General features: G+C 72.2%; 18 protein-coding genes. 8 read left to right on the top strand and 10 right to left on the bottom strand.

Annotated features, from left to right (window positions below; all coding sequences use genetic code 11):
• The first annotated feature begins 617 nt into the window (after positions 1-617).
• From ACFYW3_RS03565 to ACFYW3_RS03555, 3 genes are all read left to right on the top strand, one after another.
• Entirely contained in the window at positions 618-872 is a 255-nt protein-coding gene (locus ACFYW3_RS03565; protein ID WP_351752296.1) for a hypothetical protein, read from the top strand.
• A 42-nt stretch (positions 873-914) separates the two neighbouring features.
• Positions 915-1685: a hypothetical protein gene (locus ACFYW3_RS03560; protein WP_351752298.1), complete on the top strand. Its 771-nt coding sequence runs from the start codon at positions 915-917 to the stop codon at positions 1683-1685.
• 200 nt (positions 1686-1885) lie between these two features.
• Positions 1886-2560, top strand: coding sequence for a hypothetical protein (locus tag ACFYW3_RS03555; protein ID WP_389385394.1), 675 nt, complete (start codon positions 1886-1888; stop codon positions 2558-2560).
• A 226-nt stretch (positions 2561-2786) separates the two neighbouring features.
• Here the strand turns inward: ACFYW3_RS03555 and ACFYW3_RS03550 are convergent, their stop codons facing one another.
• Entirely contained in the window at positions 2787-3299 is a 513-nt protein-coding gene (locus ACFYW3_RS03550; RefSeq protein WP_351752301.1) for a hypothetical protein, read from the bottom strand.
• A 352-nt stretch (positions 3300-3651) separates the two neighbouring features.
• Here ACFYW3_RS03550 and ACFYW3_RS03545 point away from each other — a divergent pair, with 352 nt between their 5' ends.
• Complete coding sequence (locus ACFYW3_RS03545) at positions 3652-4317, top strand: class F sortase (RefSeq protein WP_351752303.1); 666 nt, start codon at positions 3652-3654, stop codon at positions 4315-4317.
• Between the two features lie 49 nt (positions 4318-4366).
• Here the strand turns inward: ACFYW3_RS03545 and ACFYW3_RS03540 are convergent, their stop codons facing one another.
• Together ACFYW3_RS03540 and lysX are read right to left on the bottom strand one after the other, a co-directional pair.
• A complete protein-coding gene (locus ACFYW3_RS03540; protein WP_389385393.1) occupies positions 4367-5254 on the bottom strand; it encodes a polysaccharide deacetylase family protein in 888 nt (295 codons plus the stop codon).
• 126 nt (positions 5255-5380) lie between these two features.
• Positions 5381-8683: a bifunctional lysylphosphatidylglycerol synthetase/lysine--tRNA ligase LysX gene (gene lysX / locus ACFYW3_RS03535; protein ID WP_351752305.1), complete on the bottom strand. Its 3303-nt coding sequence runs from the start codon at positions 8681-8683 to the stop codon at positions 5381-5383.
• 60 nt (positions 8684-8743) lie between these two features.
• On the opposite strand from lysX, the gene ACFYW3_RS03530 reads away from it, so the two are divergent.
• Positions 8744-9205 (top strand): universal stress protein, encoded by a 462-nt coding sequence (locus ACFYW3_RS03530; protein WP_351752306.1) that lies wholly within the window; start codon positions 8744-8746, stop codon positions 9203-9205.
• A gap of 130 nt (positions 9206-9335) precedes the next feature.
• Here ACFYW3_RS03530 and ACFYW3_RS03525 read toward each other — a convergent pair whose 3' ends face one another.
• Positions 9336-10565, bottom strand: a complete 1230-nt coding sequence (locus ACFYW3_RS03525) for a CapA family protein (RefSeq protein ID WP_351752307.1) — start codon at positions 10563-10565, stop codon at positions 9336-9338.
• Positions 10566-10853: 288 nt separating this feature from the next.
• Here ACFYW3_RS03525 and ACFYW3_RS03520 point away from each other — a divergent pair, with 288 nt between their 5' ends.
• Positions 10854-11387 carry a sigma-70 family RNA polymerase sigma factor gene (locus tag ACFYW3_RS03520; RefSeq protein ID WP_351752309.1) on the top strand — a complete coding sequence of 178 codons (534 nt, stop codon included), beginning with the start codon at positions 10854-10856 and terminating at the stop codon, positions 11385-11387.
• 244 nt (positions 11388-11631) lie between these two features.
• On the top strand, positions 11632-12096 hold the full coding sequence (locus tag ACFYW3_RS03515) for a hypothetical protein (protein ID WP_351752331.1): 465 nt from the start codon (positions 11632-11634) through the stop codon (positions 12094-12096).
• Between the two features lie 29 nt (positions 12097-12125).
• Here ACFYW3_RS03515 and ACFYW3_RS03510 read toward each other — a convergent pair whose 3' ends face one another.
• The 4 genes from ACFYW3_RS03510 to ACFYW3_RS03495 all read right to left on the bottom strand — a co-directional run bounded on the left by ACFYW3_RS03510 (position 12126) and on the right by ACFYW3_RS03495 (position 16823).
• Positions 12126-12521 carry a hypothetical protein gene (locus ACFYW3_RS03510; RefSeq protein WP_389385392.1) on the bottom strand — a complete coding sequence of 132 codons (396 nt, stop codon included), beginning with the start codon at positions 12519-12521 and terminating at the stop codon, positions 12126-12128.
• Positions 12522-12560: 39 nt separating this feature from the next.
• Positions 12561-13421 (bottom strand): DNA-formamidopyrimidine glycosylase family protein, encoded by an 861-nt coding sequence (locus ACFYW3_RS03505; RefSeq protein ID WP_351752313.1) that lies wholly within the window; start codon positions 13419-13421, stop codon positions 12561-12563.
• An 86-nt stretch (positions 13422-13507) separates the two neighbouring features.
• Entirely contained in the window at positions 13508-15571 is a 2064-nt protein-coding gene (locus ACFYW3_RS03500; RefSeq protein WP_351752315.1) for a SpoIIE family protein phosphatase, read from the bottom strand.
• A gap of 7 nt (positions 15572-15578) precedes the next feature.
• The gene (locus tag ACFYW3_RS03495; RefSeq protein ID WP_389385391.1) at positions 15579-16823 is read right to left on the bottom strand and encodes a DUF6777 domain-containing protein; all 1245 of its coding nucleotides are present in this window, start codon (positions 16821-16823) and stop codon (positions 15579-15581) included.
• Positions 16824-16997: 174 nt separating this feature from the next.
• On the opposite strand from ACFYW3_RS03495, the gene ACFYW3_RS03490 reads away from it, so the two are divergent.
• Positions 16998-18437 carry a lipase maturation factor family protein gene (locus ACFYW3_RS03490; protein WP_389385390.1) on the top strand — a complete coding sequence of 480 codons (1440 nt, stop codon included), beginning with the start codon at positions 16998-17000 and terminating at the stop codon, positions 18435-18437.
• On the opposite strand, the gene ACFYW3_RS03485 is transcribed toward ACFYW3_RS03490, so the two are convergent.
• Positions 18423-19406 (bottom strand): NAD-dependent epimerase/dehydratase family protein, encoded by a 984-nt coding sequence (locus tag ACFYW3_RS03485; RefSeq protein WP_389385389.1) that lies wholly within the window; start codon positions 19404-19406, stop codon positions 18423-18425. The two genes, ACFYW3_RS03490 and ACFYW3_RS03485, sit on opposite strands and share 15 nt — an antisense overlap.
• A 212-nt stretch (positions 19407-19618) precedes the next feature.
• Entirely contained in the window at positions 19619-19795 is a 177-nt protein-coding gene (locus ACFYW3_RS03480) for a hypothetical protein (RefSeq protein WP_159041562.1), read from the bottom strand.
• Positions 19796-19828: the final 33 nt, after the last annotated feature.

The following is a 19828-nucleotide window of genomic DNA, read 5'->3' as shown; positions in this document are numbered from 1 at the left end:
AAGACTGGCTCAAACCTCTATGGTCTGAACTCCGCCCGTTCAGGCGAACCCGAGCCGACCTTCACGCGCGCGGGCGCACGCGGGCCCATGCTCCCGGGGTGAACAGAGCCTGTGCCCGGCGCCTGCTGGCGGTCCCGGTCCTGCTGTGGGCGGCCTTGTCCGCCACGCCGGCCGTGGCTGATAGCCGCGCCTACGCGACGATCGACACCGGGGACGACACGACCGCCGTCAGGGTGTTCGCGGCCGCCGGCAAGGGCGGGGGCGGAGCCGGTCGAGGTGGCGTACATCACGAAAACAGCCACGCCGCCGGCCGGGGAAACGACCGGGGGAACAGCGAGGGATCCGACCGCGGAAGCGATCCCGGAAACAACCACGGAAACGATCGCGGAAACGGCCGCGGCCATGGTCAGGGCGGCCACCACGGCGGAGGCCATCACGGTGGGCACCACTGCCCGCCCCCGCCTCCCCCGCCCTGCCCGCCGAAGCCGACGCCCAGCCCCACGCCCACACCGACACCGCCGAAGCCCACCCCGCCACCGAAGCCCAAGCCCACCCCACCGCCTCCCACGCCGCCCAAGCCGGCCCCCAAGCCGCCGCCGAAGCCCGCCCCCAAGCCCGTGCCCAAGCCGGCGGCACCCGCGCCTCCGGTCCTCGTGGTCCACAAGCCGGCGGCCCCGCCGCCGGAGCCCGCACCGGAGCCGGCGCCCACCCCCGTGGTGACCCCGCCGCCCGCGCCGCCCAAGGTCGTGGCCCGGCCGAGCTACCACGCGATGGCCCGCAAGCCGGTCGAGCACCACATCTCGCCGGTCACCTTCACCCTCATGACCGCGGCTCCCGCGGTGCTCGCGATCGTCGCGCTGCGCCCGCGCTGACCCGCTCTCGACCCTTTCCCTACCCCTTGTCTTGGAGTCATCTTGTCGGAATGGCTCGTCCTGTCCCTCGCGATGGCAGCGGCATGCGCCGTGGTGCTGTCCATCGCCTTCTTCAATCACCGGCGGATCGGCGACGACGACGATCCGAACGAGACCCCGGACGTCATCGAGTACATGACGATGATGATCGGGGTGATCTACGCGATCGTCCTGGGCCTGGCGATCGCGGGCGTCTGGGAGGGCCGCGGGGCCGCCCAGGAATACGTGCGCCAGGAATCACAGGCCCTGCACGAGATCAGTGTCCGATCCGAGGTCTATCCGGCGGACGTCCGCAAGAAGATCCGCTCCGATGTCGACGCGTATGTGACGCACGTGGTCGACACGGAGTGGACGCGAATGGCGGAGAAGGGTGAACTCACCGACCAGAGCGCTCAGTTGCTGGAACGCATCCGCCGGGACGTGACCGACTACGAGCCGCGGACCGACCACGAGGGACAGGCCTACCAGCCGCTGGTCGACCAGGTCGCGCTCGTGGACGACGCCCGCAACGCCCGCGGCCAGAGCGCCGGGGCCACCATGCCCGGTGTGGTGTGGTTCGGGCTGATCGCCGGCGCACTGGTGACAGTCGGGCTGATCTTCACCCTCCAGATCCGGCGCTCGTTCCGCGAGATGCTGCTGGCGGGGCTCTTCAGCGCCCTGATCGCCTTCCTGCTCTTCCTGATCTGGGACTTCGACGCACCGTTCGGGCGGGGCATCGCGGCGACCGCGGAACCGTTCCTCGCCCAGTTCCCGCATCTGGGCCTGGAGAACTGACGGGGCACCGCACCCCGGCGCCCGTCGGCAAACCGGGGACGGGCCTCCCGTCCCCGGTTCGGCCTACCGGCATGCCCCATTCGCCCGTTCCTGATCGCGGGTCACCGCACCCGCACCTAGCGTGGCGAGCATCGAGGCGCACGACCCCCCACGTGCGGAAACCGTTCCGCGGCTGCTCCTCGGGGATCCGGAGAAACTCCATGGGTGCGATACGCAGCTCCGCCACTGCCCTGCTGAGCGCCGGTGCCACGGGTGCCGCTCTCGCGCTCGGCTCCTTGGGCGCGCCCGCCGCTTCCGCGGCCGAGGCCGCGCCCATCACCTCGTTCGGCTTCACCCTCACCCCCTCGACCGTCGCGCCCGGCGGTCAGACGGTGCTCTCCGTCAGCGGCTGCGATTCGGCGTTCGCCACCGCCTCCTCCGGGGTCTTCGACACCGTCAGCATCGCGCGCGGCCAGACCGCACGGGTCACCGTGGACCGGGACGCGCGGGTCGGGGCCCTGTACTCCGTCTCCTTCACCTGCAACGGGGAGACCGGGTCCGCCGACCTGACGATCGCCGGTGGCACGGCCCGGCCGACCACCAGTTCCACCGTGGGCGTCCGCCGCACGCCGGCCCCGATCCCGCCCCCGCCGCCCGCCGTCGCTCCCACCCGGACACCCACCCGGACAGCGACCCGGACGGCCGGCGTCACGCCCACCCGATCCGTGTCCCGCCCCGCCTCCAGCGCCCCCGGACTCGGTGTCCGCGGCGGCCTCGGCGGCAGTGTGGCCGGCATGGATCCCGTGGAGTTGGGCCTGGGTGCCGCGCTGGTGCTCGCCGGCGCGGCCGGTACGACGTACGCCCTGCGCCGTCGCCGCTCGGCCCGCGGCCACTGATCCGCTCGCACGGCCGTACCCCACCCACCCTGTACACACCACCGGTACTGCCCGCCCCGTACGCACCACCAGTACCGGTTACCCGGCCCGTACGCACCACCAGTACCGGCCACCCGGCCCGTACACACCACTCGTACCGCCCGCCCGACAACCGCCGGTCGCCCCGAGTCCTGTTCAGGACTTCGGGGCGACCGGCGGTTCCGGGACGACCGGGGAGGTCGGCCGGTCAGACCCGGCCGGCGAGGGGACGGCGACGGCGCAGCACGTGGACGCCGGCCCCGAGGGCGGCGACGCTGATCAGCCCCGCGCCGATGGCGGTCTCGGTGGCGGACGGGCCGAAGGAGCCGCCCAGGCCGCCTTGCGCACCGCGCCCGTCGAGGATCGTGAAGCGGTGCGTGGCCACGAGGCTGTTGTCGTGGCACTTGACGGACAGCGTCTGGTGGCCGGGGGACGCGTGGTTGAAGATGCGGACGGTCGCGAACCCGATGGAACCGGCCGACAGGTTCGTCTGCGGAAAGTTGCCGTGCGACCAGACCGTGCCACCGTGGCCGCAGCCGGCCGCGCTGACCTGCATCGTGGCGCCCTGGTGAACGGAGTACGGATTGACCGTGACATTGCTTGGGCCGCTGCCGCCGCCTGATGGCGGCCCGCCTGCCGGGTTCGCCGAAGCGAACGGAATCCCGAGGCCGACGACGGCGAACGCCGCGGCGGTCACGGCAAGAGCGCGAGAAGCACGCATGGTGGAACCTCCAGCGGGAAGCGCCCCGGAGCGGTCGCCCGGGAAGATCGACGAGAACGCCTCCCATCACGAACCCTCGGGTCGGCTCGCAACCAGCGCATTTCCGGCTTTGGGCCGCCCGGTTGAGCGACACGCCGAAGCGCGGGCATCTCATCTGACGGATCCGCAGGTCACGACCCGTCAGGCATTTATGTGACGATTACCTGGATGGCCGCACCCCGTCCGGCGGCACCACCCGTTCGCCCTTCCCCGATCGCCGTCTCGCGCATGCACCCTTAGCGTGCGTGAAGTAGGGCGTACCGGGGAGGGACTGGAACGCGGGTCGGGACCCCCGCGTCGGGAAGGGAGAGCCATGACCGAGGACGAAAGTGAGCAGCGACCGAGGAGGTACTCCCCCTGGGGTGCGCTCGCGCTGGTCCTGCTCACCGGCCTCGCCATGATGCGCAACGGCGTGGACTTCGAGGACGGGCCGCCACAGCCCGCCGCCGCCGCGGCGGTCGGGGCGCATACCGACCGGCTGCCGGCAGCACCGCCCGCGCCGCCCGCGGACATGGAGGTGTTGGAGCACTCGTCGGTCCAGCGCATCCGGATCCCCGGGATCAGCGTGGACGCGCCGGTGATGACGGTCGGGCTGGACGCGACGGGCTGGATCGACGCCCCGCCGCCGGCGGATCCGAACCTCGCCGGCTGGTACCTCAACGGGATCTCGCCGGGCCAGCGCGGGTCCGCCGTGATCGTGGGTCACGTGGACAACGCGCAGGGTCCGGCCGTTTTCTACGGTCTGGGGTCGGTCCGCAAGGGCAGCCGCATCGAGGTGGAGCGGTACGACGGGCGGACGGCCGTGTTCGAGGTGTACGGCGTGGAGGTGTTCTCCAAGGACGCCTTCCCCGGAGCCCGGGTGTACGGGGACACCGGGCACGCGGAACTCCGGGTGATCACCTGTGGCGGCGGCTACTCGAAGGCCCAGGGCTACGACGGCAACGTGGTCGTCTTCGCCCGGATGGTGGAGGCCCGCTGAGCGGTCGATCGACGTCGGTACGTCGCCGCCGCGCCGAGGGAGGGCATCCTCAGCGAGGTGGCGACGCGGGCAGGGTCGGCAGGGTCATCCGGTAGCCGCGCGAGAGGAGTTGGGGCAGGTAGGTGGCGAGGGCCTGGACGCTCTGCGCCCGGTCGCCGCCCGCGTCGTGGTTCAGCACGATCACCCCGGATCCGGCGCCCTTGAGGACGCGGGAGACGATGGTCGTGGTGCCGGGCTCCGTCCAGTCCAGGGAGTCCACGGTCCAGGCCAGCGGCTCCATGCCCAGTTCGGCGCCGATCTCGAAGGCGGCCCGGTTCCACGCCCCGTACGGCGCCCGGAACCACTGGGGCGCCTCACCCACCGCCTGTTGCACGACGTCGCTCGTGCGGCCGATCTCGGAGGCGAGGGCGGGGCGGGTGAGTTGGGGGATCAGGGGGTGGGTCCAGGTGTGGTTGCCGATGACGTGCCCCTCGGCGACCATGCGGCGCAGCAGGTCGCGGTTGTCGGTGGCCATCTCCCCACAGACGAAGAACATGGCGCGGACCCGGTACCGGGCGAGGGTGTCGAGGATCCCCGGGGTGTAGCGGGGGTCGGGGCCGTCGTCGAACGTGAGCACCATGGCGCCGGCCGTGCTCGGGTCGGCCGGCAGCCCTTCGATGGGGCGGGTTCGGACGGCGGGCTTCGCGACGGCCGGACGCACGGGTGACTCGGAGGTCATCGGGGCCAGCCGGTACGAGGTGGGGGGCGGGCCCTGGGGCAGGCGGGCGGGTGGGCCTCCGGCGGGTCCGGGGCCGGCGGCCGGGGCCGGGCCGGCGGTTCTCGGGGCCTGTGTGTCGGTCTCGCCCCCGGTCAGCAGCCCGGAGGCGGCGGCGACTCCGAGGAAGACGGCGCTGCGCAGGAGCACGCGTCGCCCTACTGTCGGTTCGTCATTTTTCATTCTTACTACGTATCAACGACCTCGTCGAAGATGTCGAGAGGCGCGGGAGCGCCTACTCCCCCTCACCCGCACGGACCAGCCGGGGCCGCACGGACCGGCCCAAGCCGCACCGGTCAGCCGCGGCGGTCAGCCGCGGCGCACCAGCGGGAACGGGAGCGTCTCGCGGATCGTCAGACCCGTGAGGAACATGACGAGTCGGTCGACGCCGATGCCCAGGCCCCCGGTCGGCGGCATGGCGTACTCCAGCGCGTCCAGGAAGTCGTTGTCGAGTTCCATCGCCTCCGGGTCGCCGCCCGCCGCCAACAGCGACTGCGCGGTGAGTCGGCGCCGCTGTTCCACGGGGTCGGTGAGTTCCGAGTAGGCGGTGCCCAGTTCGGTGCCGAAGGCCACCAGGTCCCAGCGCTCGGCGAGCCTGGGGTCCTTGCGGTGCTGTCGGGTCAGCGGGGATACGTCGGTGGGGAAGTCCTTGTAGAAGGTGGGGAGCTTGGTCCGCTCCTCCACCAGCCGCTCGTACATCTCCAGCACCACGTCGCCGCGGGTGTTCTCGGGGGTGTGCGGGACCGACGCGCGATCGCACAGCCGGCGCAGGACGTGCTCCTCGGTGTCGGCGTCGACCTCTTCGCCCAGCGCCTCGCTGATCGCCCCGTACATCGTCTTGACCGGCCAGGTACCGGAGATGTCGTGGACGACGAGCTTGCCGTCGGCGTCCGCCTTGTGGGCGATGGGCGATCCGTAGGCGGCGGTGGCGGCGCCCTGGATGAGTTCGCGGGTGAGATCGAGCATCACGTCGTAGTCGGCGAACGCCTGGTACGCCTCCAGCATCGTGAACTCGGGGTTGTGCTTGTAGGAGACGCCCTCGTTGCGGAAGGTGCGGCCCATCTCGAAGACCTTCTCCATGCCGCCGACGCAGAGCCGCTTCAGGTACAGCTCGGGTGCGATGCGCAGGTACAGGTCGAGGTCGTAGGCGTTGATGTGGGTGCGGAACGGCCGGGCGTTCGCCCCGCCGTGGATCTGCTGGAGCATCGGGGTCTCGACCTCCAGGTAGCCGCGGTCCAGCAGCCCCTGGCGCAGGGCCTGGACCGCGCTGGAGCGGGCGCGTACGACGTCCCGTGCCTCCGGGCCGGCGATCAGGTCGAGGTAGCGACGGCGCACGCGCGCCTCGGGGTCGGCGAGGCCCTTGCGCTTGTCGGGGAGCGGGCGCAGGCATTTGCCGGTGAGCTGCCAGGAGGTGACCACGACGGACAGCTCACCGGTCCTGCTCGTGCCGACCTCACCGGAGACCACGACCTGATCGCCGAAGTCGACCTGGGAGGTGAAGGAGTCCAGTACCTCCGCGCCGGCCTCGTCCCGCGTGAACATCACCTGGGTGTCGCCGGTCCAGTCGCGCAGCACGGCGAAGACCACGCCGCCGAGGTCGCGTACGACCATGAGGCGGCCGGCGAGGGTCACCTCTTCACCGGTCCGGGCTCCGGGCGGGTAGCCGGGGTGGGCGGCCTTCAGTTGCGCGACGGTGTGGGTGCGCTGTCGGATGCCGACCGGATAGGGGTCGGTGCCGGCGGCCCGGATCCGTTCCAGCTTGGCGTGACGGACCCGCACCTGCTCCGGCAGTCGTTCGACCGGGGCGCCCTGGCCGGGCTCCCCCACCGATTCCAGTCCGAGGGAGTCGATGGAGGGCAGGCCCGCGGTGCTGGACGGGGCGGTGAGGCCCTTGGGGTGGCCGTTGCCCCACAGGGTGCGCATGCGCGGTACGGAGACGAAGCCCTCGGCGATGCCGGAGGCGAGGCTGACCCGGGCGAGCGAGCCGGCGTCCTGGTAGCAGAGGAACCGGGGGTACCAGTCGGGGCCGTACTTGACGTTCGAGCGGTACAGGGCCTCCAACTGCCACCAGCGGGAGAAGAACAGCAGCAGTTTGCGCCACAGCCGCAGGATCGGGCCGGCGCCGATCCGGCCACCCTCCTCGAAGGCGGATCGGAAGACGGCGAAGTTCAGGGAGACGCGGCGCACTCCCAGGCCGGGCGCGGCGGCGCACAGTTGGGCGACCATGAACTCCATGACCCCGTTGGGCGCGGAGCGGTCGCGGCGCATCAGGTCGAGGGAGATGCCGTCCTTGCCCCAGGGGACGAAGGAGAGCAGGGCGATCAGCTCGCCCCTGTCGTCGAAGGCCTCGACCAGCAGGCAATCCCCGTCGGCGGCGTCCCCGAGCCGGTCCAGGGCCATCGAGAAGCCACGTTCGGTCTCGGTGTCGCGCCACGTGTCGGCCCGGTCGACGATCATCTGCATCTCGTCCTCGGAGAGGGCGGAGTGGCGGCGGATCACCGTGGTGGCGCCCGCGCGCCGGACCCGGTTGACGGCCTGCCGGGTGACGCGCATGTCGCGGCCGTCGAGGTCGAAGTGGGCCACGTGCAGGATGGCCTCGTCGCCGAGTTGCAGGGCGCCGAGCCCGGAGCGGGCGTACGCGGTCGCCCCGTCCTCGGAGGCGCCCATGACGGCGGGCTGCCAGCCGTAGCGGCCGGCGACCGCCAGCCAGGCGTTGATGGCCGGGGTCCAGGCCGCGGGGTCGCCGACCGGGTCGCCGCTGGCGAGGCAGACGCCCGCCTCCACGCGGTAGGTCACGGCGGCCTTGCCGCTGGGGGCGAACACGACGGCCTTGTCCCGGCGGGTGGCGAAGTAGCCGAGGGAGTCGGCGCGTCCGTACGCGCCGAGGAGGGCGCGGATGCGGGACTCCTCGTCCCCGTGGAGGGCTGCGGTCAGTCGCTGGGAGCGGAAGAGCGTGGCGGCCGCGTTCAGCAGGGCGAGGGCGCCGAACAGGCCGAGCAGGAAGTAGAGGGGGCGGGGCGGGCGACCGTCGAACTGGCGGGCCGAGAAGAGGCCGCCGAACACCTGCTTGGCGGCCCAGTCGAGCCACTGCCCCTTGGGCAGGGTGCCGGGGAACAGCGCGACCAGGCCCCAGCCGAGAAGGACGGCGGCGAGCAGTCCGAGGCCCAGCACGAGCAGGGCCCGCCACAGGGCGCCGGGGCGGGAGGCGGCGTAGAACTCGTTGCGGGCGGCGATCAGGACGACGAGGGCCGCGACGGAGACGCCCATCGAGATGCCGCCGACCCAGTAGCCCCCGTCCGCGATGATCAGGACGTCGACGAGGATCAACAGGCCCAGATAGGTGACGACGATCCACCACGCGACCCGCTTGCGCATGCCGAGGGCGGCGGCCAGCAGGAAGAGGAAGACGGCGTAGGCGAGGTTCTCGCTGACGGGCACCACGTACTCGTCGAGGAAGCGCACGATGGGCCGCAGGAGTCTGCGCAGCGTCGGGGAGAGCGCCAGCAGGGCGCAGAACAGCCCGAGCGCCCCGAAGAACGCTCCGAACGCGTCGGGAACCCGGTTGAGGAAGCGGTTCCGGGTTCCGCGCGTCTCCTCCACGGTGGCACTCATGGTTCGCACTGTAGGGAGGCCCGTGCCGGTCCGCGCGGCGAGGCGGTTAGCCTCGGAGGCGTGACAGAGCACGTGAACACGGGATTCGAGCGCGGTACGGACGGCCCGAAGGTGATCCTGGCCGGGGTCGACGGGTCGGAGTCCTCGCTCCGGGCGGCGGCTTACGCGGCGGGGCTGGCCCGGCGGCAGAACGCGCTGCTGGCGTTGGTGTACGTCCAGCCGGTGATGCGGGCCGGTGCCTCGTTGGGCGCCCCGGTGGCGGATGCGACCGGGGAGATCGCCGAGGGCATCGTCGCGGAGATCCGCGCCTCGGCGGAACGGCTCAAGGGCATCTTCGAGGTGCGCTGGCAGTTCCACACGTTCCGCGGGGACCCGTACGCGGGGCTGGTGAGCGCGGCGGAGGAGCTGACGGCGGACGCGGTGGTGGTCGGCGCCTCCGAGCAGGCCGGTCACCGGATCATCGGCTCGGTGGCGGTCCGGCTGGTCAAGGCGGGCCGCTGGCCCGTCACCGTCGTTCCGTAGCCCGACCGCTTCGACTCCGCCCGGTCCGGGTCACCGGGTCGGCCGCGTCACCTGGCCACTGCGCCACTGGTCCGCTGCGTCATCAGGTCGGCTGCGCCACCTGGTCCGCTGCCCCACCTGGTCCGCTGCGTCATCGGGTCGGCCGGGTCACGGCTTTCAGGCCGTCCTTGGCGGCGCCGCGGCTGAGGACGGCCTCGGTGATGGCCTCGTGCGCGGTGCGGTGGTCGTCGCGGTCCGACTGTCCGGCCAGGGCGTCGACGAGGTTGACGACCCTGCCCTCGTCGTTGTCCATGAGCTGCGGGATGAACTCGGCCTTCGTGACCTGCCAGCGCTGTCCGGCCGCGGCCGGCGGGGCGAAGGTGAAGCGGCCGATGGAGCTGTAGCTGCCGCGCAGGTCGCGGTCTCCCTCGTGGTTGTACATCTCGCCCGCCACCTGGTCGCCCATGCCGTAGACGATCCAGGTCCCGTTGACCTTCTCGTAGGCCTGGGGGATGTGCGCGTGCGTCCCGAGGACCAGGTCGATGTCCGGCCGTCCGGCCGTCCGCGACGCCGTGAGTTCCCTGCCCAGCGACAACTGCTTCTCGTCGGGCTCGGTCTGCCATTCGGTGCCCCAGTGCGTGCTGACCAGCACCACGTCCGCGCCCGCCTTCCGGGCCGCCCGCGCGTCCGCGACGATCTTCTTGGATTCGAGCAGGTTGACCGCCCACGGCTTGCCCTCGGGCATCGGGTAGCCGTTGGTGTCGAAGGTGTACGCCAGATGGGCGACCTTGGCGGTGCCCGCGGTGTACAGCCTGGTCCTGGCGGCCTCGGCGGCCGTGCGGGCCGACCCGGCGTGTCCCAGACCGACCTTGTCGAAGCGGTCGAGGGTGCGTTCCAGCCCCTCCTCCCCGTCGTCCAGGGTGTGGTTCGACGCGGTGGAGCAGCCGTCGTAGCCCGCGTCCTTCAGCGCGTCGGCGATCTCGGGGGGCGACTTGAAGGCGGGATAGCCGCTGAAGGGGCCGCCCTCCTCGCCGTAGATCGTCTCCATGTGGCAGAGGGCCAGGTCGGCCGCCGAGACGACCGGTTTGACGCCCGCGAACAACGGCTTGAAATCGTGCCCGTCGCCGCCCGCGTCCACCGCCCCCTGCCGGATGACGCTGGTGTGGGGCAGTACGTCGCCGGTCGCCACCAGGGTGAACCCCTTCGCGGCGGCTCCGGTCGCGGCCGCGGGGGCGCCGGCCGCCTTGGACGGTGGTGTGGGGCTCTGGGACGGCGCGAGTCGGGCGCGGGCGGATCGCTCGGAGGTGGAGCAGCCCGCGACGGCGGCCGACAGCAGGACCGCGGACAGCAGCGCGAGGGCCCGGCGGGTGCGCGTGGTCATCTGCCCCAACTCTCATTAGTAGGACTATCCGATGATCTGAATTCATAGAAGAAGGGGCTCCCTGTCAAGGAGCGGCGCCGACCGTCGACCGCCGACTCACCCCGATGGCCGTTCGCCGCGCCGTTCGACCGTTCACCGTCCGGTGCGGCCGCCCACCGGACGACCCGGGTGCTTGGGCGCAACAGCGGCGCAGGACGGTTCCGGGGCGGCTCCGCGCAGGTCAGGGTGAACGCGTCGGACCCGAGCGGGCTCCCCAGCGGACGCCGGCAAACCTCGGAAGGAGCCCTCGTGCCAACCTCCCCCACCCTGCGGCGCACGGATCCCGAGGCGCTGGCCGAACTCCAGCGCGACCACGGGCGAGCCTTGTTCGGTTTCCTGCTCGGCCTCACGGCAGGGGACGCGCAACGCGCCGAGGACCTCGTGCAGGAGACCCTCGTACGGGTCTGGCAGCACCCCGAGGTGCTGGCGAGCAGCCACGACTCCATGCGGCCCTGGCTCTTCACCGTCGCCCGGCGACTGGCGATCGACGCGCGCCGGGCCCGGCTGTCCCGGCCGCAGGAAGTGGAGCCGGACGGCCTGGAGCAGGCGCCGGTACCCGTGGACGCGGTGGCCGGATCGGTCACGGCGATCGACGTGCGGCGCGCTGTCGGCACCCTCGGGCCGGAGCACCGCGAGGTCTTGATGCAGGTCTACTTCCAGGACCGGTCGGTGGCCGAGGCCGCGGCGGAACTCGGGATTCCGGCTGGCACCGTCAAATCCCGCACGTACTACGCCCTGCGCGCCCTGAGGAAGGGACTCCAGGGGTACGGACTCGGCGCCTGAGCTGCCCCGGCCGGGTGGAGAGCCGTCCCGAACCGCTCAACCAATGTCTCGAATGCGCACGGATCGGACATCAAGCGCATCGAAATCGGCATCAGAGCGTTCAAGTTGAGTAAACATCCCCCGCTCCGCGAGTCGCTCGGTGAAGGCTCGGGGCTGACGACGGGACGCTCGACACGCGAGAGAGGGTGGAACGGTGCAGCCCGAGGGTTTGAACGGCACCAGTGGCGGTGGGCTGGCGGTGCCCATGGCATGGCTCTACGCGGAGTACATCGCGGACGAGCTGCTGCGCACGGGCCGGCTGATCCCGGCCGGAACGCAGGAGTTCCGCGCGGGACGCGACACGCTCGCGCTGACCATCTACCTCTCGGACGCCGCCGGCGAGCTATCCGGGATCCGCGTGGTCTCCCAACTCGACGAGTGGATGTCACTGACGGCGTACGGACACCCTTGGCGCGACTGGGTGGAGACCCGCTTCCTGCAACTCGGCGAGGACGACCGGGCGCGCGACGACGGCGCGAACGCCGACCTGGAGCTGGCCCGCGCCGCCTGGCGGTGGCTGGACCGCACCGAGTTGTTCGCCACCAACCTCGAACCCGACCGGCACGAGCCCGAGGAGATGCCTCCGGTGCTGGACGAGAACGCCCGCATCTGGACCCCGGCCTGGCAACTGGGCCTGCCGCTGGGCCACCTGGCGATGCACCTGTTCTGAGGTGCGGCGGGGACGGCTCGCCAGGGGAACTACTGCGGGCGGCGTGGCCCCGGGGCCTCCGCGGGATCCGTGACCAGCCCGGTGAAGTCGGCCTCGTTCCGCTCGGCCCGCGTCACGTACCACCGGGCGATCAGCCACATCACCGGATACACGAGCAGACCGAGCACCACCCAGACCAGCGGCCCCGAGCCCACGCGCGGCAGCAGGAACAGCAGCGGCAGTGTTGCCACCAGCAGCAGGAGAGCGGCCAACGCACCCAGCCCGGCGCGTAGTTGACTGCGCATCAGGGCTCGCACGTAGGTGGCCCCGAGGGTGGTCTGCTCCGAGATCTCGGAGCGGGCCGGCGTGTGCGGCGGCCTGCGGCGGGCGCCGCGCGGCACCCCCGTGACGATCTCCCGCCGGGGCGGCGGCTGGTGCTCGGCCATGGTGGCGGATTCTACGCGGCCGGTCGCGGCGGGAGGCGGCTATTTCAGGAGCCGGGACAGCCTCCGGTCCGCGAGTGGCTTGCCGCCCGTCTGGCAGGTGGGGCAGTACTGGAGCGAGGAATCGGCGAAGGACACCGAGCGCACCGTGTCGCCGCACACCGGACAGGGCTCCCCGGTCCGGCCGTGCACGCGCAGGCCGCTCTTCTTCTCGGCCTTCAGCCGCCCGGCGGCCACCCCGTGGGCCCGGGCCACCGCCTCGCGCAAGGTGCTCCGGACGGCCTCGTACAGGGAGGTCACCTGCGCCTCGTCGAAGGAGGCGGCCGGCTTGAACGGCGAGACGCGGGCCGCGTGGAGGATCTCGTCGCTGTACGCGTTTCCGATCCCGGCGATGACGCCCTGGTCGCGCAGCATCCCCTTGATCTGCCGCCGCTCCCCCGCCAGCAGCGCGGCGAAGGCGTCCCGATCGAAGTCCTCGGCCAGCGGGTCCGGCCCGAGCCGGGCGATGCCGGGAACCTCCTGCGGATCGCGGACCACGTACACCGCGAGCCGCTTCTGCGTGCCCGCCTCCGTGAGGTCGAAGCCGCCGCCGCCCTCCAGCAGGAGGCGCAGGGCGAGCGGGCCTTTCCCGGGACGCGGAGGCTGCTCGGGCATGGCGTCCTGCCAGCGGAGCCAGCCGGCCCGGGCCAGATGGGTGACGAGGTGGAGTCCGCCGACGCTCAGGGCCAGGAACTTCCCGTACCGCGCGGTGGGCCCGATCGGGCGGCCTTCGAGGGCGGTGAGCGGCGGGTCGTACGTCTTGAGCACGCTGACGGCGAGCGGCAGGACGCGTTCGACGACCCGTCCGGTGAGGTGCTCGTCGAGGAACTCCCGCAGAGCCTCGACCTCGGGCAGTTCAGGCATCCTCCCAGCCTGCCGCCGGCTCCCCGCCCGCGCGACTCGACCGGCCGGGCCGACCGGCAGGCCCGGCAGGATCCGGAAGAGACGGCCTAGCCCATGACGAACTCGCACCACACGCACTTGCCGCTCCCCCGCGGCTCCACGCCCCACACGTCCGCGAGTCGGTCCACCAGCATCAGGCCGCGCCCCGACACCCCCGAGTCGCCCGCCTCGCGACGCCTCGGCAGCGCGCTGGAGCGGTCCTCGACCTCCACCCGCAGGCGTCGTTGCGAACCGGCCAGGATCCGCAGCGTCACGATGGCCGGTCCGTCCGTGTGCATCAGGGCGTTGACGATCAGCTCGTCCGCGACCAGTTCGATCTCGTCGGACCGGCCCCGGGCTCCCCAGGACCGCACCGCCGCGCCGATCATGTGGCGGGCGGCGACCAGCGCCTCGGGGTCGCCGGGGGCCACGTGCTGCTGGAGGCGGCCTCCGGCCTGTGGGGTCTCGTCCGGTTGGCGTCGCAGCAACAGCAGGGCCATGTCGTCGTTGCCACCCCGTTCGTCGACGACCTCGCAGAGCCGGTCGGCGAGCTCCCCCAGGTCGGCCGGCCCCTTGCGGATCAGGGTGGTCAGGAGTCGGATGCCGTCGTCGAGGTCGGCGCCGGGTTGTTCGACGAGCCCGTCGGTGCAGAGCAGAAGCGTTTCCCCGGGATCGAGTTCCACCGTGGTGACGCCGTACTCCAGCCTGCCGAACTCCGCCGACAGCCCGAGCGGCATCCCGCCCTCCACCGGCAGCCGCAGACAGTCCCCGTCCCGGGTGCGCAGCAGGGGGTCGATGTGGCCGGCCCGGACCAGTTGGAGCACGCCCGTGGCCAGATCGACCTCGACGTACAGGCAGGTGGCGAACCGGTCGGTGTCCAGTTCGTGGAGGAAGACGGACGCTCGGGCCATCACCGTGGCCGGCGAGTGCCCCTCGGCCGCGTACGCGCGCAGGACGATCCGCAGTTGGCCCATGACGGCCGCCGCGTGCGTGTCGTGGCCCTGTACGTCCCCGATGACCGCCCCCACCTTGCCGCCGGGCAGCGGGATGACGTCGTACCAGTCGCCGCCGATGTCCTGGCCCATCCGGGCGGAGCGGTAGCGGACCTCGATGTCGACGCCGGGGACGGACGGGATGCGGCGCGGCAGCATCGCCTGCTGGAGCCCCTCCGCCAGATCGTGTTCCTGTTCCAGCAGCATGGCCCGCTGGAGGCTCTGCGCGATGCTGCTGCCCAGGGCGACGAGCAGGTTGCGTTCGTCCTGGGTGAAGCCGTCCTTGTCCTGGTACAGGAGTCCGATGGCGCCGATCGGGCGGGCCTGGGCGATCAGCGGCAGGTACGCGGCGGCCGAGATGTCCATGTACGAGATCTTGGCCCAGAGTTCCGGATAGCCCTCGGCGAATTCCTCCGCGGAGTCGAGGAAGCGCGGTTCGAGCGAGCGGACGACCTCGCTCATCGGGTACGCATCGTCGATGCGGGTGTAGCGGGTGCCCGGCACGAAACTGCCCACGGGCCCTTCGGCCACCAGGTGGATGCGGCCGGCCTCGACGAGGCCCATCACCATGCCCATCGAGCCGAGCCGCTCCAGGCCGTGGGCGTCGCCGATGACGTCGATGACGTCCCGAACGGTGCGCGCGTGGGCGAGGGCGGCCGTGGTGCTCTCGACGACGGAGGTCTGGCGGCGGCGTTCCTCGTCCAGACCGAGGCGCTCGGCCGAGTGGCTGAGCTCCTCGGTCGCGTCGCGGACGATGCCGATGATCCGGTGCGGCTGCCCGTCCGCGCCGCGCATGACCCGGCCCTGGGTGTGTGTCCAGCGCAGTCGGCCGTCGCGGCAGCGGATGCGGAAATAGGCGCCGTAGCTGTCCACCCCGCTCTTGAGGGCGCCGGAGACGAGGGCGTCGAGCCGAGTCGCCTCCGCGGCCGGAACGCGTGGCGACAGGGACGCGGGGCGTCCGTCGTACGCGGCGGGGTCCGTGTCGAAGACGTCGAGAGCCGCTGCGTCCAGATGCAGGAGCCCGGTGACCAGGTCCCAGTCGAAACTGCCCATGCGGTTCAGCGAGAGCGACCGGTCCGGGTGTGCGGGCCAGTCGTCCGGCAGCGATACGGTGGTCGGCACCGATCCACCATGACACACCGCCGGGTCAGGCGCTCTCCAGTTGCCCACCCGGGTCCGAGGGCTGCTTCCCGACGTCGGGGACGGTGCCCGGGCCGTACGGGTCCCCCTGGTCCGGCACCGCGTCCGGTCCGGTCGGCAACCCCGGGTCACCGTTCGGCAACCCCGGGTCGACGGGCATGGGCTCCGTGAAGAGGTCCGGGGGGATGTCCGAGGGCTGACCGGGCGGTACGTCGAACGGGACCTCGGAGGGCACCCCGGCCGCCGGGCCGGACGGGACCTCCTGCGGCTGCCCGCTCGGGACGCCCGGGGGAAGACCGCCGGGAACGTCCGCGGGCGGGCCGGAGGGTCCGTCGGACGGCGCCCCGGAGGGTGCCGACTGTCCGGGGGACGGCTCGGTGGAAGTGACGGGACCGTCCGGGATGCCGTCCGCCGGATCGTACGGGGGCATCACCCGCGGGGTCCTGTCCTGGGCTCCGTCGTCACCGCTCGTCCGCTCGATCCAGGTGTTGTTGGCGATGTTGACGATGGTGAGCCTGCCCAGCACCTGGACGGTGGGCTCGATGACGATCACCTGGTTCGCCTGGTAGCCGTTCCACGCGTCGCCCTTGAGCACCGGGCTCCCCTTGGGGGCGCGCGGCGCGCCCAGGGGATTGCCGCAGGCGCAGCGCACCCGGGGCATGCCGTGGTTGTCCACGAGGACGGCCGTGCCGGCCTGGAGCACGGACTGGAAGCTCTTCTCGCGGCCGTCGAGCAGGCCGTGGCTGGTCACGCGGGCGTCGGCGCGCAGCACCACGGGGGTGAGGCCGCGCAGGTACTCGGGGAGCCTCGCCTGTTCGATGCCGGAGGCCCGGGCGAAGGCGCCGGCCTTGGCGTCGTCCCCCGTGAGGAAGCCGACCTGCTGTTCGACGTCGCAACTGCCGAGCCGCTGGGTTCCGCCGTACAGGCCCGGGGTGGCGGCGTTGACGGTGCGGATGCCCTGGCCGGACGCGTTGGGGAGCGGCGGCTGGACGGGGGCTGATTCGGCGGTGGCGGACGAGTTGGTGAACGGGTCGGGGCCGGCCGTCCCGACCGGCTGGAGGTGGACCTCCTGGCTCTCGGGGCCGGCCGCCGCGGCCCGGGGTTCCTCGGTCGTGCCGCAGGCCGTGGCGAGCAGCCCGAGCAGGCCGACGAGCGCGAAGAGGGGCGCTCTGGCGGGTGTGTGACGGCGTGGTGTCTGACGGTTCGGATTCTGACGGTGTGTCGGTGCGTGCACGTCGGGCCCGTCGCTCACGTGTTTCTTCCTTTCGCCCCGGTTGCTCCTCCTTGTCTGCCGCATCTCCCCCGGGGCCGCATCTTGAACGCGTTCAGGGAAACCCTCCGGCCGCGGCCCCGCCGAGCACCCGTTCAGGCCCCCGGGACCGGCACTGATCGGCACGGTCCGGCGTGGCGCCGGATACTGGAGACGATGGACTGGTTCACGGCGCCCGACTACTGGCCGGCCCGGCTGGTCTTCCAGCGGGCCCTGGCAGGGGTGTACCTCCTGGCCTTCGTCGGGGCCGCCCTGCAGTTCCGGGCGCTGATCGGGACGCACGGCATGCTGCCCGTGCCGCGCCACGTACGGCACGTGCCCTTCCGGCGCGCCCCGAGCCTGTTCCAACTGCGCTACTCCGACGGCCTGTTCGCCGGATGCGCGTGGACCGGGGCGGCGTTCGCGGCCGCGCTCGCCGCCGGCGTCGGGGACCTGGTGCCGCTGGGGGCGGCGATGGCCATGTGGGCCGTTCCCTGGCTGCTGTACCTGTCGATCGTGAACGTGGGACAGACCTGGTACGCCTTCGGCTGGGAGTCGCTGCTGCTGGAGGTGGGCTTCCTCGCGGTCTTCCTCGGAAACGCCCGGGTCGGGCCGCCGGTGCTGGTGCTGTGGCTGCTGAGGTGGGTCCTCTTCCGAGTGGAGTTCGGGGCGGGGCTGATCAAGATGCGGGGCGACCCCTGCTGGCGCAAGCTCACCTGTCTCTACCACCACCACGAGACGCAGCCGATGCCCGGGCCGCTGAGCTGGTTCTTCCACCACCTGCCGAAGCCGCTGCACCGAGTGGAGTGCGCGGCGAACCACGTGACCCAGCTCGTGGTCCCGGTGCTGCTCTTCACTCCGCAGCCGGTGGCCTCGTACGCCGCCGCGATCGTCGTGGCCACTCAGGCGTGGTTGGTCCTGTCGGGCAATTTCGCGTGGCTGAACTGGATCACGATCACGATCGCGCTGTCGGCGATCGACTTCACGGGGCTCGCGGGCCCGCCGCCGCAGACCGCCTCGCGCGGGGCGCCACTGTGGTTCGTGGTGCTGGTGTGCGCGGTGAGCGCCCTGGTGCTCTGGCTCAGCCGGCACCCGGTGGCCAACATGGCCTCCCGCCGCCAGACGATGAACCGCTCCTTCGACTCCCTGCACCTGGTCAACACGTACGGGGCGTTCGGCACGGTGGGGCGCGTCCGGGACGAGGTGGTGGTGGAGGGGAGCGCGGACCGGGTGCCGCGGGAGGACGGCGACTGGCGCGCCTACGAGTTCAGGGGCAAGCCGGGCGCGCCGGGCCGGATGCCCCGCCAGTTCGCCCCCTACCACCTGCGCCTGGACTGGCTGATGTGGTTCGCGGCGCTCTCCCCCGGCTACGCGCGGGACTGGTTCGGGCCGTTCGTCGAGCGCCTGCTGGCCGGTGACCGGGACACGCTGCGGCTGCTGCGGCACAACCCTTTCCCGGACGCCCCTCCGACGCATGTGCGGGCCAGGCTCTACCGCTACCGGTTCACGACCTGGCGGGAACTCCGGGAGACGGGCGCGTGGTGGCACCGCACCCTGCTGCGCGAGTACCTGCCGCCCACCCGCCTCGCGGAGACCTCCCGGTCAGAGCCCGAGTAGCGTCGCCTCCTGTTCCGGGGAGATCCCCTTGGTCGAGCGGTCGGGGCGCTGCGGGGCGTCACCGTCGAGGGACCGGAGCCAGGCCCAGGTGTCGGTGACGGTCTCGGCGACGGGACGGCACACGAGGCCCGTCTCCACCGCCCTGCTCACGTCGCTGCTCATGTGCGCGTGCAGTTCGCTGCCGTCGGGAAGCCAGATCGGCAGGTCGGTCCACGGCTGGACGCCCGCCGCCTCGATCGCGGCCGGGTCGATCCAGCGCAGCTCGGCGTTCCCGCCGGTGGCGGAGAGGCACGCTTCCAGGAGCTCCTCCATCGTGGCGTGACCGACCGGGGAGACCAGGTTGTAGGGGCCGCCGCGCCCGGCCTCGGCGGCGTCCAGGGTCCAGGCCGCGAGGTCGCGTACATCGATGTACTGGAGCCGGTGCCCACGCGGTCCGGGGGCCACCATCGGACCACCGCGGGCGGCGCGGTTGAGCCACCAGGGCAGCCGGCCGACGTTCTCGTACGGGCCGATGATCAGGCCGGCGCGCACCAGCAGGGCGCGGTCGCCGAAGGCGTCGAGGGCGGCGAGTTCGCCGCCGCGCTTGTCCTCGGCGTAGGCGACGGATTCGGCGTCGGCCGAGCCCTCGACCAGCGGGCCGTCCTCGTCGAGGCCGGCCGGGGCCGGGTAGGCGTACACCGAGCGGCTGGATATGTACACGTACCGCCCGACGCGGTCGGCCAGCAGGCGGGCGATGTCGCGCACGGCGGTGGGCGCGCCGCTCCACGTGTCGACGACGAGGTCCCACTCACCGTCGGCGAGGCCGGCCAGGCCCTCGACGGAGGTGCGGTCCCCGTGCACGGCGCGGACCCCGGGCGGGGGTGCGTGGTGCCCGCGGTGGAAGACGGTCACCTCCCAGCCCCGGGCGAGGGCGTCCTCGGTGATCGCGCGTCCGACGAATTCGGTACCACCCAGCATCAGCAGTTTCATGGGATGAGCCTGCCCGGCGGGTGGCCCGCGCGGAACCCGTGATCGCTCTCGGCGATGACGCCCAGGGCGTACGCGAATCGGGAACTCCGGTCGCACGGACCGGTGTCGGTGTCGCGGCGGGGCTCCGTCGGGGCCGAGGGGCGCATGCCTCGCCCCCGTCGCCATGGTGGCGCGGGGGCGCAGGTCGGGGGCCCACAGGGGGGCCGGCGGTTCTAGTCGATGCCGGGGAGGATGTGCGGTTCGGCCAGGTCGTCCTCGTAACCCGCGAGCCGGATGGGGGCGGAACGCGCCCACACTTCGAGGCTTCCCAGTTCGTCGGACCGGGTCTTCCCCTTCACCGCTCGGACGGTTCGCTCCAGCGATGGGTCGGGCTTGGTCATTTCAGTCACCGCGAACTCCCTTGTGTCGCGTAACCCAGCGGG

Origin of the sequence: Streptomyces sp. NPDC002602, from assembly GCF_042889445.1 — a bacterium.
Taxonomy (GTDB): domain Bacteria; phylum Actinomycetota; class Actinomycetes; order Streptomycetales; family Streptomycetaceae; genus Streptomyces.
This window is presented reverse-complemented; position numbering and strand designations above follow the sequence as displayed.